This window comes from Brevibacillus sp. NPDC058079 (assembly GCF_042885155.1).
Lineage (GTDB): Bacteria > Bacillota > Bacilli > Brevibacillales > Brevibacillaceae > Brevibacillus.
In genome coordinates this window covers 158,705-175,627 of the sequence record NZ_JBHVSO010000007.1, presented here as the reverse complement: position 1 = coordinate 175,627, position 16,923 = coordinate 158,705, and the positions used below count along the sequence as shown (strand labels likewise).

Below are 16,923 nucleotides of genomic sequence, written 5' to 3'. Positions count from 1 at the left end.
TGAAATATACACTAAAAGCGATTAAAATTAACATATTGCCTATAGTCAATGTACTTCAGATTAGAAACACATAATTCTCTATCAAGTTCATGTCTCTGAATGAGAAATGATTGATAAGATACATGGAATATAAAACAGAAAAGGGAGCTATCAAAAACATGAAACCATACTACTATACATTTATTAAAGCGATTTGTGACGCAGATTATCGGGTGAAAGACAAGGATAATCCATTTTTAGAAGATTATACACTTGAGTATTTTATTCAACTTCATGAAGCGATGCAAAGGCGTGAAATGAAACGGGATTAGAGAGGTGTTTTGTAGTGACAGTAAAATTGATAACTGATTTTGAAGATTATTATGACGCGTATTTTAGTAAGGACGGGGATATAGAATTTCAACGACTTTCAGAAAAAGAACCAACTCGCAAGCAAGTGTTTGAATTGCTTAGAAAGTATGGTTTGGTTACACCTGCTTTTGGGCAAGTAAAGAAGTTTCTTCGGAAGTGTAAGCGGGAACAAGCAGTGGTTGTTTATGAGAATATAACAACGCATAGCGGAGGGAAAAAGAGCGTAATGTCTTTTCGTGAAGCATTGCATAACCATTCACAAAAACATATGTCTTTATATTCTGCATCTGATAAAGGTGTTAGTTATCGGTATCTACGAATTGGACAACTTGCTTACCTATTGAAATACCAAAGCGATGAATGGAGTTCGATAGTAAACACCAAAAGCATTGAAATTGAAGAAGCTGATCCTGGATTTCTTACTACCGAACCAGACTATCCACTTTATGCAATTGATTTTGTTCATTTTAAGGATGCGAAACAAGATGATGTGATGGTAGCTATTGACTTCAACATAGCTCCAAAGTTAAAAAACACAGGTATAGAAAAATGGATTGATGGCGTTTCAGTGGTAAATCAAATTGAGAATTGGCTGAATCAATCAAGAAAGTAACACAAAAATGAAATGAGGGGGTGTGTATAGTGTTTGAATTGTTATGGTTGGTTGTCTATTTCCTTGTTTTGATCGGGATTGTTTGTTGGATGGATTATGGAGTGGGGCATCGAATAAAAGAAAAGCTTTCACCCTTTCTACCTAAGAAAATGTCGAGAAAGACCTCTAAAGTGATAAAGGCTTATGAATCAGGTATTGATCCTGTAATTACTGTCATAACATCAGATCGACGACCATAAAGAACAAGAAAAAGGAGATTTTATATGTTCGATAGGATATTTAGACGCGATAAAAAACAAGACTCTTACGAACGTAAGATGGAAGTGAAAAATATACGGGTAATGAAGAAGTTAGAAGCTGACGATTAGGAAGAAGATTCTCCTTCGTATAGCGTATTGATTCACTTCACGCCTGAGCGTCCCATTGTTTATGTGTTAGAAGAGGATTTTTTTCTCATAAACTGATGGATCGGTAGTTATTGGTAAAAATGAAGTAAATCCTATTAGTGTCGGAGGTAACTATGTCTATCAGAATGACTTATGAAAACGTCGAGAGATTTATTTATCCTTATTATCCAACCTCCCATTCCAATCAACTCCTTTTGATCAATGTTCCATCGGAAGGAGACTAAACCCCATGTTCTCGAAATGGAAGATACGATTCCAAAATAAAGTTGGACTTGAAATTGCATTGACCAGGCTTCAATTCTTAGGAACGGAGTTCGTTGCAGGGCGTGATCGTAATGTAGACGCCTATTTTTGGAAAACGCAATTAGAAGATGCTGAAGAGTGTAGTGACGGATCGGTTGGAACAAATAAAGCAATTGAAGCATTTCGGTTGTTGTATCAATTGTATTTGGAGAAGCATGGATTATCTGATGATCCATCTGTTGAAGGGATTGTTGCTTCGGTTGAAAAAGAGAAGAACATTGACAATTAGGATGAGTGGTTTGAAGCTTGAAGCAATTTTCTAATAAGAAGCCACATGTTATTAATCCAGAGTGTTGGTATTAAAAAGCTCTCGTTTATGAAGATATATAGAATGGAGGAATATGTCCAAGAGAACAGATTGGGTAAAGAGTAAGCATCTATGCATCGATTGAACACTCCTGCGACCTAAAGAGATGGGGGATTCTTTCGAACAGAGAAGAAGCCTATATTTACGTATTTTTTTTTAAACCATCTTTTTGATAACCTTCTACCCCCATACCCCAAATTTAGGTATGGGGTTTTTGCTGTCCATGAATAAGCATAATCACTTCTATCTATAATTTAATATCTTTTGAAAAAATAGGCGAAGCGTAGACTTCATTTTATATTAAGGGAGGACTTTTATATGTTAGGAAATATTTTTGGGAAGTTCTTTGGTAAAAAGGAACAAGCTGTAAAGATTGACATTCCTTCAATTGTTGAAACACTCATCCGTCGTCATTGGGAACATGAATTGGTTGATGGAAGACAAGATGTAGTGGTTGTGAAAGGGAAATATCGTAATCAACAAGGTGATTTTTCTCGTTTGTTTATGTATTTTGTTGGGGGACAAGTACAATTTAAAGATGAGAAAGGACAACCTATCACTCACATTCCTCGATCCGTTCCGATGAATGAGATGTATCCAACTATGAAGAACATTTTGAATGTGATCTAACAGCAATTACTTACGAGTCTCTCTTTTCGACTCGTAAGAACTTACATAACAGCATGAAAATAACCTCTGCTCACTATGATAAAACAGAATCATAGCGAGGGAGGTTTTATATTTTAAAAAAGCGAGAAATTACTCGAACATCATAGACAATAAACAATGTTGTATAAAATGTTGACTGTGTTATTATATCCCTGCACCAAAGGAAATTATCTCAAAGGAGTGTATAGAAATGTCACTGAACATTAGCGAAGAATTCTTGGAATCAGATGAGCTTGCCGAAAAAGAGAAGGAAAAAACGCTTCACCGAAAACGTCGAGAATCAAAAGAGCGAGAAAAACTCAAAGGTGAAAACCAGAGTAATAAAAAGAGTCGTTCTGGAGGTAAGAAATCTCATCGTTGGGATAACGAAAATGATGACGATTATGAAGAGTAAATAGTATCAGAAAGGGATGACTTCAGGCATGGAGGCTCCCTTTTCTTGTGAAATGAATGTTGAGAGAGGAGGGGGAATTTGCGTGATTCAATAGGGACAAAGGGAAGTGACTTTCTTAAAATACTTGCCATTATTAGTATGGTTATTGATCATATCGGCGGGGCATTTTTTCCAGATATAATACTATTTCGGATAATTGGTAGGCTCGCTTTTCCGATTTTTGCTTTTCAATTAGCACAGGGTGCAAGATATACTTCCAACTCAGGAAAGTATGCGCTACGACTATGGGGGTTTGCTCTCGTATCGCAAATTCCATATATGATTTTGTGGGACACAACTACTTTAAACATACTTTTTGTATTGCTCCTCTCATTGGCTATGATCAAGACAAGGATACGAAACATCGGTGTCTTTGCGTTAATTGTATTCCTTTTTGATTTCGACTATGGATTTTATGGTGTTTTGCTTGCCCCGCTGTTCTATTGGTTCGCAGATAGAAAACATATAGCTTGTTTACTACTATCTGTAGCAACTATCTGCTATTCCTGGTATACAGGAGCTTGGATACAGCTTTTTGCAATTGTAGGAATCGTGTTTGTTCTTTACGTGCCCCATGATTGGTGGAAGATCAGACTGAATAGATACGTTTATTATTGGTTCTATCCCGTTCACTTAACAACGATATTAATTATCTCATTGCTCATAAAGTAACATGAAAGGATGATTGAAATGAAAAAAGAGATTGAACGTAAATATCTGCTTGGCTATCTTCCTACTGGCATGAAAATCTTGAAATCTCAAGTTATCCATCAAACCTATTTGGCAATCGGCGAAGAAGAAATTCGAGTACGTAAAGTAATCACTTCTGGCAAAACATCGTTCTTTATTACGATGAAATGTGGAATCGGTTTAGTAAGAGAGGAATATGAGAAAGAAATCACTGAAAAAACGTATGAACAGTTGTTGATGAGTTCACAGAAAACTCCTTTGGTAAAATACCGCTATATGATAGAATCGTGTGGTTTTCATTGTGAGATCGATATTTATGTAAATAGTCATCATCTTGATTTGAAGGTTGTTGAAATTGAGTTTGACTCAGAGGAAGAGGCGAAAGCGTTTGTCAAACCAGAATGGCTCAGCACTGAATTAACAGGGGACAAGTGTTACAAAAATCAAATCCTTTGGAAAGAGATTCAATAATCGAAGTATCGGAGAAATCCGATACTTTTTTCTGTTGTCAGCATCGAATGTAATGATTTTTATTGTGTCTGATTAGCATAACAGGTAAATATCTATAATCTATTAGATTACAAAAGAAAGGGGAATGTATAGCATTTACGTTTAAAAAAGAAAAAAGATTGCCAGGTTGGAATTGAAAAGGACAGATCAATACAGGGAGAGTGTAATTATGATGAGAAATGCGATTTTTTATGTAATTGGACTATTTATATTGGGAGCTACTGTAGCATTCGGAGTATCCTTGGCACTTGAAGTTTTGCCATACTTGGTAGTGACTTTTATATGTGTTTCCCCTGTTTATGGAGCTATTCGTAGATATAAGCAGTGGAATAGTGAGTCTTTAGGAATGAAATCTTGGATGAAATATTTTATGAAGATATTTAAATTTGGAAAGCCAAGTCTTACTTTTTATTTGATTCTTGGAATTGCTGTTTACTTCGTTCATGGAGAGATCGCGATGACGTTATTAAAGACGATTGGATTTGCTGTCGGGGGAGCAATCATTGTGTTTATTGGGTGGGAGAGTGTTCGAGTAGTCCTACTCAAAATGAAAAGCATTCAAATTCCAACGTTTGTAGATGCTATAAAAGGTGCTTGGTAATTTAATATGAGAGAAAGTTCGTATGACATATCTGTTTTGAATGATAGAGGATAATAAAGGAATCGTTATCTACTATAAAGTATAAAATTCTTAGACTAATCGGAGAGAGTGGTTGAATGGAGAATATTGAAAGCCTATTAGGACGCTATCCCGAAGTGTATGAACATACATTAAGAGTGATGGAGTTGGCTACGGGTTTTGCTTATTACTTGGGATATTCGGCAAGAGAAGTATCCATTATTCGAACAGGATCACTCTTACATGATATTGGAAAGTTATTTGTTCCAAAGAATATTTTGTTTAAAGTAGAGCAATTAACAAAAGAGGATTTTGAAGTAATTAAGAAACATACCAATTGGGGTTATGAATTTCTAATGACAGGTCTTCTACCCGAAACGGAGAACGCGCTAACTGATGAAGATCTTGACGTATTCATCATGCATGTACAAAAAGGCTATCAATTCTTAAAAGAAGAATATCCTTCATTGTCGGAAGAAATGCTATCGATTGTTATTCAACATCACGAGCGGATCGATGGAATGGGTTATCCGTACGGAATTTCTGGGGATCAGATTCATCCATATGCGAAACTTGTAGCATGTTGTGATGTGTATGACGCGATTACATCAAAGCGTTGCTATAAGCCGAGTATGACCGAAGAATATGCTTTGGCGTGTATTCAAGAAGGTTTAGGCACACAATTTGATGAAGTCTTAGGTCAAGAATTTCTTCAATTCATTCGTGAAGTCTGGAAAACAGACGATAATGGATCAAACTACTTCATAATCGCTTAACCCTGAATAGGTTCGTATCTTTGAATACGAACCTATTTTTTTCATATAAAAAAGAACAAGCAGGAGATAAAAAAGGAGGGGTGAGAAATCACTCCTCTTTTTTGTTCAGGATCTATTTTTTTTAAAAGAAGAATGAACAATGAGATTACAAGGAAGTTAGCAAAGAGGGCAGAGCGTTGACTATAGACAACGAAAATGATAAAATATACTAAAGAGGAGTTGAAAAAGAATGGGTCAAATGTTAAAGGAATTGGGTGTAGGTGACTATGTATACTTCCAATACGGAAAGAATCAAGAATACCCTGGAACGATTAAGTCCATTTCAAATGGTGTATATAAAGTCGAAATCTGCACAAATAAGAAAAAGAGCGAAGGCAATGAAGTGGATATTGTAGAGGGTACACGGGATCAATTGCGTCCAATGTAAGATTGGTAAGAACAATTAGGCATGCTTCTTCATCTCCTGTTCAAACGCTTAAAAACGGGGAGAATTGAATAGAATGAAATAAATAAATCGATGAAACAGGTGCAAGGATCTCTCGCAGATGAAAAGACCTTTCCCGTTAAAGAGAAGGAGTGTCGTGCATGTGGAAAGTCACAGAAGAAGCATTGAAGGAGTTGGCTATACGAGCAGGAGCAGCGCTTATCTATAAAAGTGGGTACGTGCAGGAAGTTGGAGATGAGAATTGGGTAAGAAGGGTAAAAATGTATCGGCGTCTTTATAACCGCTGCAAAAACGATGAACTCAAAATAAGAGCATAAGTAGAGGAGGGCTACCGTTGTCTTTACTTACACAAGACTTTAAACTAACAGGGCAAAATGACAAAAAGGTAATATTTACACGCCCATACTTAAATGATCAAAGAGAATTAATGTTCTTATTTTGTAGCGAATTTAATAGATTCCCCAACCTTCATTTTGTGCTAAACGAAGAAAAGAAAGCTATCGAAATTCGTCAAGAAGGTAGTAAAAGAGTATACATCTTGCTTCGTGGCATGAATGATTCTTTTTATGAGCAAGCATTGAATACAAAGAACGATATTTTGGATCGGTTGCGTAAATATACACAAGCTTTGAAGACGGGGAAAGAAAAGATTTATGTATTTGAAACGGGGATTAAAGATTGTCCGTATTATTTTACTTCGATCACAATTTTGGAATGCGGAGAGTATTCTATTAAATTTGAGAAAGGTTTGATGTATTTCCTAAATGAACAAGGGAGAAAAGAAAAACCTGTTAATGATTTTATGGAAATGCAAAAACTTCTTTCAGAAAAATTTTCAAAAGTGAAGAAAGACAGATATAAAGTAACCAAGAATGAAGAGACATATTACGAAATGACGTTTGGTGAGCTGTATCAAATCGCCTAACTAATCCTTTCGAAAGACGAGAGAGGGTTTAAAACCTCTCTTTCTTTGTCTACATACGAGAATTGTTTTTAGCAGTGCTCGTTACATGTAGGTTGCAAGTTACAAAACGTAACATCTGATATAAATATGGTGGCAATGAAATGGGTGAATGAAAGGAGAAGCGATGAACAGAAAACAAAGAAGATTGATATTGATAAGGTGGATTGCCTATTGTATGGCAATTGTAATAGCCGTAGGAGGTTTTTTTCCACTTACGGGAGCAGCAAAGAACACTTATTCATTTCAATACGTTCAGGATATCCCGATGCCAAAAAGAGAACAAGAATATCTATTTAAAATGGTAAGCGAACGAGGGTTAGATTATGAAGAAACGTTGGCAACTATTTTTCACGAAAGCTCTTTTCAGTCAGATGCTGTTGAAAAAGGAAATTACGGTTACTTTCAGATTAACAAAGTAAATCATGCTTCTATGGCTAAAACCTTGAAGACAGAGAATAAACCGTTGGATCCTTATATTAATATCAATTGGGGAACCTACATGCTATCCGACCTCTACCAAAAATACGCTAAGAAAGGATTAAAAGGTAGAGAGTTGAAAGAAGCAGTGCTTAGTGCCTACAACAAAGGTGAAGGCGGATATAAAGAAACAGGTAAAGCCACCAAGTATATACTAAAACATGACCAGTCCTTGGAGTCTATTAAACAATGGATGAAAAAGGCCAAAGAATAGAGAGCAAGAACAATGAAAACTGTGAATATATAAGAGATTGTCAGAAATAATCATCGTTTTTGATTGTCGCTTGTGATTAAGTAATGCACTTACTGTATAAGATAAATTGAATTTACAAAATAGGTGTCCTGTAATGGATTAATATTTAGGGAGGAAGTAATAATGAATAAGTTGATAAATCGTGAGGAACTGTTACTGTCAAAATTGAAAAATGAGGATAAAATCCTGGAGCTTCAACAAGAAAATCTCGTATATGATCTTGAATTAGCTAAGTTAGAGATGAAAGACAGTATGTTTAACATCCCAGAACATCTTCTTCAAGAATTGAGAGTAATTTGTCTGTTTGGAGGATTGGATTTTGAAACAGAACTGAAAAAGGTAAAAGACATGATTCATTCTCGATCCATACGCGATTTTACTTTGTTGCAACGAGCTTGCAATCAAAAGATTGAAGAAATCCAAATAATGCGGAAAAACATTGCAGTTGCCGCTCAAGAAATCCTGAATAAACAAAACAGAGAGCAATCTCAATCTGGAACGGAGAGAAATGAAAGTTTTGACTTAGAAGAAGTGATAAAAACCATTGTCACGAAAAAAGGGATTCCAGTGATCCTATTTCGCTAAAGGTGGATTTGAGTAAAAAAAGAGGCTGTCCGAATAACTTGGACAACCTCTTTTTCTTTTCTTTGTATTGTAATGTATGATGTTTAGTTGTTTCATCGGTATGATACTCGTAATCAACGTGCAAGAGAATCTATATTAGTGAAGATCATTAAAATTTGTTGAGGATCAATATCCTCTAATTCTTCCCCGCAGATACATTCATATTCTGAATTGAATTCAGTGAAGTTAGACTTTGTATCAAGAGTTTTGAAACAACGTGTACAATTCAGCTCGTATTGGATTCCAATTAAACCATCGTAGTGCATTACAACTAATTCGATTTGAATATCCCGAGGAGAAGCCCCGACATGTTTTGCTACATGAGAAGCACGTATAGCTTTTACCTTGGGGTTATTAAATGTCTTTATAACAAAGTCTCGTATTTCTTGCCTACCGATATCCATAAAACAATCGCTCCTTTAGCATTAGTGAATGTCATTTTTCTTAAAGTTTGCGCCGCGTAACTCACTGACATGAGAAATCGCAAGTAAAGCATTTTCATCAATTTCGTCAATGATGGTTTTTAGTTTGGCTTCTTCAAGTCGAGCAATATAACAGATCAGAATCTTTTTACCATCGCCTGAAAATCCACCTTCACCATTTAGGTAAGTCGTTCCTCGTCCTAAACGATGCATAATCGCTTCTTTCATTTCTTCGTGGTGATCACTGATAATCCAGGCGGACTTCATTTCATCAAAACCTTCAACGACAACATCAATAACCTTAAACGCAATAAAGTAGGCAATAAGTGAGTACATAGCACGATCCCACCCAAAGACAAATCCACCACTTCCTAAAATGAACAAATTGATAAACATGATAATCTCACCAACCGAGAAAGGTAGCTTCTTGTTGAAAAGAATCGCTAAAATTTCTACCCCATCTAAGCATCCGCCATAACGAATGGCAATTCCGACGCCCACGCCGCCTATAATTCCTCCAAATACAGTTGCAAGCAACACATCATGTGTGAATGGCTCTACACCGTGCATAAATGCCGTACTGATCGAAAGAACCGAGATTCCGTATGCTGTAGACATTGCAAAAGTCTTACCTATTTGCTTATATCCAATATAAACAAACGGAATGTGTAGTATGAAGAGAAAGAGTCCCAAACCAATTCCTGTAAGATGCGACATAATAATCGAAACACCTGCAATGCCACCATCAAATACTTGGTTAGGAATTAAAAATACATTCAATCCTACCGACATCAATAGTCCACCAATCGTAATTGCAATTATGCGCTGAATAATCGTCAAAACGGAGAGTCCATTGTGCTTTTTGTCTACCATTTTTCATCCTCCTGTATTCATGTCTGTTTTTCTGTTACCCATATTTTATAAAATATATGATCAAGTGGGGGAGGTAAACATGCTTGATAGTGTCTTACAAACAAAAAGGCAAGAGAGATAGTTTCCTCTCCAGCCTCTTGTTACCCAGCACTGCTAACCGATATCTTCCCACGCACATTTGAAATGTCTTTGACTTGCATGGTTGGATCCTTAATGTCAAAATCGTTAAGAACGTTTTCTAACACGGAGAACTCTTTCCGAAGAAGTGTAACCTCGATTCGGTATCTTTTCATTCCTTTGTATCCGTAAGAGATAGAGGTATTAACTGTATACCCCTTATCTCGAAGGACATCGGCAACATCAATCATTCGCTCCTTGTCATTCAGGAAAATTTCCGTCTCTAAAATGCCTAAAGCCATTCTTGTTTCAATTACATCTGCGACGTATACACCAAACACTTTACCAATAGCAAATGCGATCAAGAATTCTACACCATTACCAGAAGTAATTTGTTTTAGTGCAGTTGCAAAGATAATCGCATCCAAAAAGGTAATCACATAGGCAGGTTTTAGATATTTTTTTGAGATAAAAATGGTCTTTAAGGTTCCGATTGAATTGCTAAGTACGTTGATAGCAACAACGCCCACCAGTTCTAAAATTAATAATAAATCCATAATACTTTTACTTTCTCCTTTTCTCTATATTTCATCGATAATTCGCTGATTATCGTTGCGGTATAATAAGAAGAGAAAGAGGAAAGAAACCAATCCTCTTTCTCTTCTTATTAATGCTGTTAAACATCCAAGACCTTCCGCATAGCTTCTCCAATTTTATTCATAGCGTTATCAGAAAGCTTAGCAATTCTTCGACCAAGCCTTGCTTTTGAAATCACTTGCACTTGATCCACAATGACATAGCCTTTCAGATAACCTCCTAATGATATGACATCTCCTTCTTCCAAAGGTACGTAAATGGCTCCAGGGTAATCATTCGAAGTGTCAAGAGGAAGCACAATTGTGTTCCGAGACAGCCTATTCGCATCGTTGTATTGAATAACGAGGCAAGGGCGTATACCATTAATCTCTCCACCCACATTTTGACCAAAGTCACACGTCCATACTTGCCCTCTGTATGGAGTAATTTTTCTTTTTTTGTTTTCCTTCATGATGTTTTTAACCCGATCTCCAGTTGAAGCGACGAGCATTTCAGTGCGATACTTTTGAGCCTGATAAACGGTTTGAGACATAAATAAATCCCTCCTGAAAGAAATGTTTTACAACGCCATATCTATAAAAGAATGTTCTATATTATGCGGCAGGCGTTCAATTCATAAAATGAATCAAAAAAAGAGTAGAGAAACAAAAGTTATCTCTACTTAGTGTTGCTTATGCACTTTTTGATGCCATTACTTGCAATCGTTCTTGCTCTTCCTTAATCATTTCCAACATAGTAAACATGTCTTCTGAATAACCTAATGCAAGCAATAGTGCTTTTTCCACTCTACTCATTGCCGAATCGGACAAATTGGCAATTTTTCTTCCAAGACGGGCTTTCGAAACTAATCGAATTTGTTCTAAAACGACAGTCCCAGACAATTCGGTTTCGACATACAAGACATCATCGGAATGAATAGTGACTTGTGTAGGTAGACGTTCTTCACGATTGGTAATAGGAGCGACGATTGTTGTGTTTCCATACAGATTCCCTTGATCGAGTTGAAGAATAAGAGCGGGTCGAATGCCATTGATTTCGCTCCCCACATTTTCTCCAAAGTTACACGTCCAAACTTCACCTCTTTTTGGGAAGATCCCCTTACACATCCTTTCTTTTACACTTAGCTCCATCATTTGACCAGCCCAGGACACGATGCCTTTAAATCGCTTCTTATCCTCTTCGTTAATGCTCATTAGTATTTGAAATTTTTCAGTAAGCATATAAAGATCTTTATCCATCATTTGATGATTCCTCCCTGTACCCAACAAGTTAATATATTAATAACACCAGATATATAAATTGGTTAGTATATCTTATACGTAGAGAGAGAACATCATAACGAAAGGGAGAGGGGATAAAGGTTTTTCTGCAAAAGAAAAGAGAGTTAAGCAATTTTAATGCCTAACTCTCTTTTCTCATTTATCAACTTTTCCCAATGACTTATGGGCTAATGATTTTGCAAATGCTGATCTCGTTCTTCGAGGAGCATTGATAGCTGGTTCTTCCGTCTTTTCTGGTGAATGATCTACTTGTTTATTAAAGCGTTGATCTTGCTCTACAGCCTGAGCCTCAGAATCTCCAGTAACCTCACTATCACCCACAGACACTTGTTTCATTGACTGCTCAATCACTTCCTGGGCACTTGTAATTTCTTCATGCTCCACTGTGGTAAGTGATGATTCTTGAGTAGGAGTTATGGGTTCAGACGGTGGTGGATACATATGCATAGGGTAAGGCATTTGCATTGTCAACGGCATTTGAACCTGTTGTGTGGAAACCCCATATTGTTGTTGGTAGATTGGCTGAGAAGGGGACGGCTGGTTTGGAAAAGCCGCATTCCCAAAACCAGCAATCATTTGTTGTAATTGTGCTTGCGTCTGTAAGATGTGCTGCATTTGTTCGGTCATCCAATTTGGATTATTTTTTACCTTGTCATAATGTCGAATCGCTTCACAAACAAAGCGTGACATTTCATTGTCAGGTAGCTCATCCAAGATTTTATGGACATCAGAAAAACCTTTGCTTACAGAGAAGGTTCTTCGGTTGCCTTGACGCTTACCGTCTTCACTTGTGGTTTGTTTACTACGAGCCACAGGTTACACCTCCCTGTAAGCAGAATTTTATGATTAGATTATTCTTCAATTGCATCTTCTGTTGCCAGTGCAAACCCTTCAGCATTATCCCATACAGCATTGTCGCTAATCTCAGAATCGGAGAAAACTGGGATTGCGAGAATGTGTCCTTTGAAGAGTAAACTGCCTCCACCAACCCAAGCGAAATCGAGTGTTTCTACGCTCCAGCTATGTGCCTTCATTTTGTGGCGGATCTCATCAAGATAGGCATCCGTAAATTCTTTTATGATTTTAGCAGATTCTTCTTTGTTGACTTTGATATACCCACGTTTAAAATGTTCATTCATTTCATAGACTTGAATATTAGTTCCAAAGCGAGTATTCAAAACTTTTGCAAGCTCTGTCATGAAGACATTTCCACCTTTGTTAAGAGTGAAGTAGGTGTCTTCGTTTGGCTCCAAAATGCCGTCTTCACCTGTAGGTTGATAGACAACTCCATTTACGTTCAAACCGCCAATGTCAACAACTGCAATGCTCCGACCAGCGTATTTTTCCTCGTTTTTAATCAAAAATCCGGAAGTTTCAGGGTAAACAATGAGATGCTCAATATTGTATTTGAAATTATTGCCATCTACTTCGAATTCAATATGGAAATCCCCTTCGTTTGGATCGCGTTGATCGCCTTCTGGCAGGTTCAGCATGAAGCGCATATAATCCATTCTCAACTGAGTGTTAAACCATACCGAAAGTGGGCAACCAATACCGAGAACGATTGGGGTGTTTTGATCATCTGCTAATTCACTTACAGCAAGGTATGTAGCTCGACGATGAACTTCTTGTGCTTTGGATGTGTCATAGTTGTACTCTCCAGCCAATCCACCAATCATCGATGCTTGACCATTAAGAGTTACGACATAGGAAGAGCGAGACGTTGATGCTTTTTCTGTAGTAGGATTAATTTTTGTAGATGCTTCAAAACGTTTGATGGGCTTGCCGTTTTCATAGCGAACACCCTTCGTTTTGTATTTTCCACTGTCTACTGCGATAATATTTCTCTTTGTTTTTGCGGAATTTGCCATGATCTTTCCTCTCCTTACAACTTGTTTTATTTCCACTTGCTTTTCATAGCAAGTTCTCTAACAACCTTCTTAATCTTAACATAGGCATAATTCATAGGCAACAAATTTATGAATATTAGATGTGTATTATAAGATGAATTGCATAAGATGTTATGAATAGTCGAACAACGTCGAACGCCATACGACAAGTAAGGTGTTTTTTCTTGTTTTTGATATTGTTATCGTAAGAAAAAGTAGAGAACAAAATGACAATTATTTTGGAAAATAGGAGAGTGAAACATGGAAAATTCAAACAAAAATAAAAAGAAAAAAGTAAAATGGCAAAAAGCATTGATTTACATCATGCTGATTTGCATGTTGACCACATCAGTGATTACGATGGTTCAATTTGTATAAGAAGGGGGTGAATAGGTTTTATGCATAGCAGCTATAAAGAAGTGAAAAACTTCATACACAATGAGGCCCAAATTACCAAGGAAGAGATTCGAGCTATAATTCGAGAAACAGTTCGTGAAGAAGTGAATCGGATTGTGGGAGAAAAACAGGATTATATTGATGTCTGTGTAAAATCCTACGTGGAAAGATTGATTCGAGAAGGTTTGACAGATGGAGGCACGTTGCTTTTTGGTTTTCGTGAGCGTGTTTCTTCAACTCTTTCCGATCAAGTTGGAAAATTTATCGCAAATCAGCTTCAAATTGATGTGAGTGTGATAGATCAAGAGGATAAAGTAGCATGAAGTTATCCATTATAGCCGCAGTTGATGAGAATGGAGTTATTGGGAAGAATAATGGGCTTCCTTGGAAATTGCCAAGGGAATTAAAATATGTTAAAGAAAAAACGATGGGATCTTCAATTGTGTTAGGAAGAAAAAATTATGAATCAATTGGAATGCCTTTGCCTGGTAGACGCAACATTGTCCTTACCAGAGATCCTTCCTATAAGGCAGAAGGGTGTGAAGTCATTCATGCGATGGAGGATCTCTTTTTCTTAACCAGTGGGGAAGAAGAAGTTTTTATTTTTGGTGGAGCCGAGATATACAAAATTTATCTTCCTTATGTAGATAAGATTTATTTGACTCGTATTCATCACAGCTTTAAAGGGGACACCTTTTTTCCAAATCTTGATTTAAGTATGTGGAAAGAGCATCCACCGATTCAAGGTATAACAGACGAATATAATCCGTATACTTACTTCTATCATGTGTATGAGAGGTAAGCGCAGAGAAAGAGAGGGGAAATATAATATGGGAATGAGTGAATGTTTACTGATCCCAACAAGTAAGGAGAAGTTTAATAAAAATATTCTTGAACCAAATGGTGATTTGGTGGAAACTGTAAGATCAGGATTTGGTGTGGGAGTTACGGGTTCATTGATGTCTCCGCAACATGAATTGCGCAATGGAGGTTCTATTACTGTCATTGATCCTGAAGAAGAATATCGATTGCTTTCATCAGGAATCGATTTCGAATGCAATAAGCCGAATCACCCTATTTTCGTTGGAGAACTGAGAAGTAAAGATGCAATGAGAGTCTTGTTGGAGATGCAACTGAAACCTTATAAAAATGAGATTGTTTATGGAGCCATCGGAAAAGGGATGTCTTATTCCAAAATCCGTCCATTAAAGTAGTGTGTTTCTCCAATGTTATTTCTCAATGAGTTGAAACCGCCGAACAAGGGTTAATAGTAGGCGGGAAACAAACCTGTAACCCTGCGGATAAAGCTTCCAAGACCCGTAGCCTAATTAAAGGTGGTGAAAGCAGTTAGGTTTCTCATTCATAGAATAAGCAAGAAGCAACCGTTGTGGTTGCTTCTGTTGTTATTACATCATGGTGTAAATCAATAATGAGCGTTAATCCCTAATTTTTTCGCGATATTATCGATGGCTAATTGGTCGTCAATACGATCAAATACAACCTCTGTTATGTTTTTGTTCGCTTTGTTGCGCCCAATTGTTTCACTGATTTCATCTAAAGGCATGCTTGCAACGTCAACAAAAGTAAATGGTAAATCACCTTCACTTAGAATTTTCTCTTTTAGTTCAGTTATTTTTTCAAGCGTGACATCTTTAATGGGTATTTGTAGTATATGTGATGCGAGAATTTTGTAAAGCTTTGTCTTATCGGACTCAAAGCTAAATAACAATGTTGCCTTTCCTGATTTCGCTAATTCATAGGCTTTCAGATATAACGCCTCTTCTGTTCCACCATATCCATAGGTTGTCATATTTATCAGCTCCATTTGATTTAATAGAAGATCATCTTCTTATCATGTATCTTAGTTAAGGAAAAATCAACCAGAAAAACCCTCTCAATGAGAGGGCTATTTTATCGTATATTGAACTTCATTCAATTGATCATTAACTGTATAAGGAATCTGATTTTCTTGAAGAACTTTGATCAACTCACTTTGTTGAGTTTTTTGAAGATCTTCATCTGTCTTCGGATACTCTTCAAGTATTGAATAGGTGCTTCCTTCATCAGAAGCGAGAGCGTCAGACATCTTTTTTGTAAACGCAATCGATTCAAATAAGCGCCGTTCCGTTGCTTCAAACAAAGTAATCATCTTCTTCTCCGAAAAAAGGTCTTTGTAACTTTGAAGCGTTACATAAATGGTTTCTTTATCTGCTTGACTTTGCTTTAAGTTGTTGCGAAGACCTATTTTATTAGCTTGTTTTTTATGATAACTATCAATATCATTTATTTCTTTAGATACGATTTGCATCATGATGGCATTTACTTCATTAGCAACATTCAATAGTTCCCCAATTGAGGATTTTGAAATTGTCTCTTCTAAAGGTTTTTCAATAGGGTTTGTGACCGTCGTTCCATTTTTAGTTTTATCTGTAGGAACAGAAGTGTTGCCAGGTGATTCAGTCGTGGTAGGCGGTGTTATAGGTTCGGTAACTACTCCCTTATCAACTGTATTTCCCTTATCCGATGTTGTTACAAAGAAAACTTTATAAACATCATAAAGAGCAAATATGAACAAGATGAAGATAATAATCAAGCCAATATGCTTTAACCGCTTTGGTGTAAAAAACTGCTTCGCTTGTATTTTCGTTTTTTCCACAAGTGGAATATTTGGCTCCGTTTCCTGCTGGTAATGATCAATCGGTTTGTGTTTCTGCGTTTGTTCTACCTCAATGGAAACAATCTTCCCATCCTCATACTTCATAAATTCTTTGACTTCTCTTTTTTTGTTAAAAAGCATTTGTTCCACCTCCCTTAATCCATGTAAATTGTTGCTGTTTCATTATAGCGACGAAAATCACCAGATATCATATGTATTTGTCGTATCGTTTACTATAAGGCTGTATCTATG

Annotated in this window: 26 protein-coding genes; 17 read left to right on the top strand and 9 right to left on the bottom strand. The window is 36.7% G+C overall.

What is annotated here, in order from left to right; translation table 11 throughout:
- Positions 1-158 precede the first annotated feature (158 nt).
- From ACFVS2_RS21245 to ACFVS2_RS21180, 14 genes are all read left to right on the top strand, one after another.
- Positions 159-311: a hypothetical protein gene (locus ACFVS2_RS21245; RefSeq protein WP_390237348.1), complete on the top strand. Its 153-nt coding sequence runs from the start codon at positions 159-161 to the stop codon at positions 309-311.
- A gap of 14 nt (positions 312-325) precedes the next feature.
- The gene (locus tag ACFVS2_RS21240) at positions 326-964 is read left to right on the top strand and encodes a hypothetical protein (RefSeq protein ID WP_390237347.1); all 639 of its coding nucleotides are present in this window, start codon (positions 326-328) and stop codon (positions 962-964) included.
- A gap of 636 nt (positions 965-1,600) precedes the next feature.
- Positions 1,601-1,903, top strand: a complete 303-nt coding sequence (locus tag ACFVS2_RS21235; protein WP_390237346.1) for a hypothetical protein — start codon at positions 1,601-1,603, stop codon at positions 1,901-1,903.
- A 396-nt stretch (positions 1,904-2,299) separates the two neighbouring features.
- Positions 2,300-2,611, top strand: coding sequence for a hypothetical protein (locus ACFVS2_RS21230; RefSeq protein ID WP_390237345.1), 312 nt, complete (start codon positions 2,300-2,302; stop codon positions 2,609-2,611).
- Positions 2,612-2,840: 229 nt separating this feature from the next.
- Complete coding sequence (locus ACFVS2_RS21225; protein ID WP_390237344.1) at positions 2,841-3,044, top strand: hypothetical protein; 204 nt, start codon at positions 2,841-2,843, stop codon at positions 3,042-3,044.
- Positions 3,045-3,122: 78 nt separating this feature from the next.
- Complete coding sequence (locus ACFVS2_RS21220) at positions 3,123-3,755, top strand: TraX family protein (RefSeq protein WP_390237342.1); 633 nt, start codon at positions 3,123-3,125, stop codon at positions 3,753-3,755.
- An 18-nt stretch (positions 3,756-3,773) separates the two neighbouring features.
- Positions 3,774-4,244 carry a CYTH domain-containing protein gene (locus ACFVS2_RS21215; protein ID WP_390237340.1) on the top strand — a complete coding sequence of 157 codons (471 nt, stop codon included), beginning with the start codon at positions 3,774-3,776 and terminating at the stop codon, positions 4,242-4,244.
- Between the two features lie 208 nt (positions 4,245-4,452).
- A complete protein-coding gene (locus tag ACFVS2_RS21210; RefSeq protein WP_390237338.1) occupies positions 4,453-4,884 on the top strand; it encodes a hypothetical protein in 432 nt (143 codons plus the stop codon).
- Between the two features lie 116 nt (positions 4,885-5,000).
- A complete protein-coding gene (locus ACFVS2_RS21205; RefSeq protein WP_390237337.1) occupies positions 5,001-5,678 on the top strand; it encodes an HD-GYP domain-containing protein in 678 nt (225 codons plus the stop codon).
- Positions 5,679-5,907: 229 nt separating this feature from the next.
- Positions 5,908-6,105 (top strand): hypothetical protein, encoded by a 198-nt coding sequence (locus tag ACFVS2_RS21200; protein WP_390237336.1) that lies wholly within the window; start codon positions 5,908-5,910, stop codon positions 6,103-6,105.
- A gap of 158 nt (positions 6,106-6,263) precedes the next feature.
- On the top strand, positions 6,264-6,440 hold the full coding sequence (locus tag ACFVS2_RS21195) for a hypothetical protein (RefSeq protein WP_390237335.1): 177 nt from the start codon (positions 6,264-6,266) through the stop codon (positions 6,438-6,440).
- 17 nt (positions 6,441-6,457) lie between these two features.
- On the top strand, positions 6,458-7,048 hold the full coding sequence (locus tag ACFVS2_RS21190; protein WP_390237334.1) for a hypothetical protein: 591 nt from the start codon (positions 6,458-6,460) through the stop codon (positions 7,046-7,048).
- Between the two features lie 214 nt (positions 7,049-7,262).
- Positions 7,263-7,778 (top strand): transglycosylase SLT domain-containing protein, encoded by a 516-nt coding sequence (locus ACFVS2_RS21185; protein WP_390237332.1) that lies wholly within the window; start codon positions 7,263-7,265, stop codon positions 7,776-7,778.
- A gap of 162 nt (positions 7,779-7,940) precedes the next feature.
- Positions 7,941-8,402 carry a hypothetical protein gene (locus ACFVS2_RS21180; RefSeq protein ID WP_390237331.1) on the top strand — a complete coding sequence of 154 codons (462 nt, stop codon included), beginning with the start codon at positions 7,941-7,943 and terminating at the stop codon, positions 8,400-8,402.
- A 113-nt stretch (positions 8,403-8,515) separates the two neighbouring features.
- Here the strand turns inward: ACFVS2_RS21180 and ACFVS2_RS21175 are convergent, their stop codons facing one another.
- The 7 genes from ACFVS2_RS21175 to ACFVS2_RS21145 all read right to left on the bottom strand — a co-directional run bounded on the left by ACFVS2_RS21175 (position 8,516) and on the right by ACFVS2_RS21145 (position 13,601).
- Positions 8,516-8,845 carry a hypothetical protein gene (locus ACFVS2_RS21175; protein WP_390237330.1) on the bottom strand — a complete coding sequence of 110 codons (330 nt, stop codon included), beginning with the start codon at positions 8,843-8,845 and terminating at the stop codon, positions 8,516-8,518.
- Between the two features lie 21 nt (positions 8,846-8,866).
- Positions 8,867-9,736 carry a YitT family protein gene (locus ACFVS2_RS21170; RefSeq protein ID WP_390237329.1) on the bottom strand — a complete coding sequence of 290 codons (870 nt, stop codon included), beginning with the start codon at positions 9,734-9,736 and terminating at the stop codon, positions 8,867-8,869.
- Positions 9,737-9,876: 140 nt separating this feature from the next.
- Positions 9,877-10,410, bottom strand: coding sequence for a DUF5698 domain-containing protein (locus tag ACFVS2_RS21165; RefSeq protein WP_390237327.1), 534 nt, complete (start codon positions 10,408-10,410; stop codon positions 9,877-9,879).
- Between the two features lie 119 nt (positions 10,411-10,529).
- A complete protein-coding gene (locus ACFVS2_RS21160) occupies positions 10,530-10,982 on the bottom strand; it encodes a type II toxin-antitoxin system PemK/MazF family toxin (RefSeq protein WP_390237325.1) in 453 nt (150 codons plus the stop codon).
- 139 nt (positions 10,983-11,121) lie between these two features.
- Positions 11,122-11,691, bottom strand: coding sequence for a type II toxin-antitoxin system PemK/MazF family toxin (locus tag ACFVS2_RS21155; RefSeq protein WP_390237323.1), 570 nt, complete (start codon positions 11,689-11,691; stop codon positions 11,122-11,124).
- A gap of 174 nt (positions 11,692-11,865) precedes the next feature.
- Positions 11,866-12,543 (bottom strand): hypothetical protein, encoded by a 678-nt coding sequence (locus ACFVS2_RS21150; protein ID WP_390237322.1) that lies wholly within the window; start codon positions 12,541-12,543, stop codon positions 11,866-11,868.
- A gap of 38 nt (positions 12,544-12,581) precedes the next feature.
- A complete protein-coding gene (locus ACFVS2_RS21145) occupies positions 12,582-13,601 on the bottom strand; it encodes a ParM/StbA family protein (RefSeq protein ID WP_390237321.1) in 1,020 nt (339 codons plus the stop codon).
- Positions 13,602-14,017: 416 nt separating this feature from the next.
- Here ACFVS2_RS21145 and ACFVS2_RS21140 point away from each other — a divergent pair, with 416 nt between their 5' ends.
- From ACFVS2_RS21140 to ACFVS2_RS21130, 3 genes are read left to right on the top strand one after another with little or no spacing between them, the layout of a single operon-like run.
- Positions 14,018-14,338 carry a hypothetical protein gene (locus tag ACFVS2_RS21140; protein WP_390237319.1) on the top strand — a complete coding sequence of 107 codons (321 nt, stop codon included), beginning with the start codon at positions 14,018-14,020 and terminating at the stop codon, positions 14,336-14,338.
- Positions 14,335-14,817: a dihydrofolate reductase gene (locus ACFVS2_RS21135; RefSeq protein ID WP_390237318.1), complete on the top strand. Its 483-nt coding sequence runs from the start codon at positions 14,335-14,337 to the stop codon at positions 14,815-14,817. Before ACFVS2_RS21140 ends, ACFVS2_RS21135 begins: the two co-directional genes overlap by 4 nt.
- Before the next feature lie 28 nt (positions 14,818-14,845).
- Entirely contained in the window at positions 14,846-15,229 is a 384-nt protein-coding gene (locus ACFVS2_RS21130; protein ID WP_390237316.1) for a hypothetical protein, read from the top strand.
- Positions 15,230-15,438: 209 nt separating this feature from the next.
- Here the strand turns inward: ACFVS2_RS21130 and ACFVS2_RS21125 are convergent, their stop codons facing one another.
- Both ACFVS2_RS21125 and ACFVS2_RS21120 read right to left on the bottom strand, forming a co-directional pair.
- Positions 15,439-15,825 (bottom strand): hypothetical protein, encoded by a 387-nt coding sequence (locus tag ACFVS2_RS21125; RefSeq protein ID WP_390237314.1) that lies wholly within the window; start codon positions 15,823-15,825, stop codon positions 15,439-15,441.
- Between the two features lie 96 nt (positions 15,826-15,921).
- Positions 15,922-16,812, bottom strand: coding sequence for a hypothetical protein (locus tag ACFVS2_RS21120; RefSeq protein WP_390237312.1), 891 nt, complete (start codon positions 16,810-16,812; stop codon positions 15,922-15,924).
- Positions 16,813-16,923: the final 111 nt, after the last annotated feature.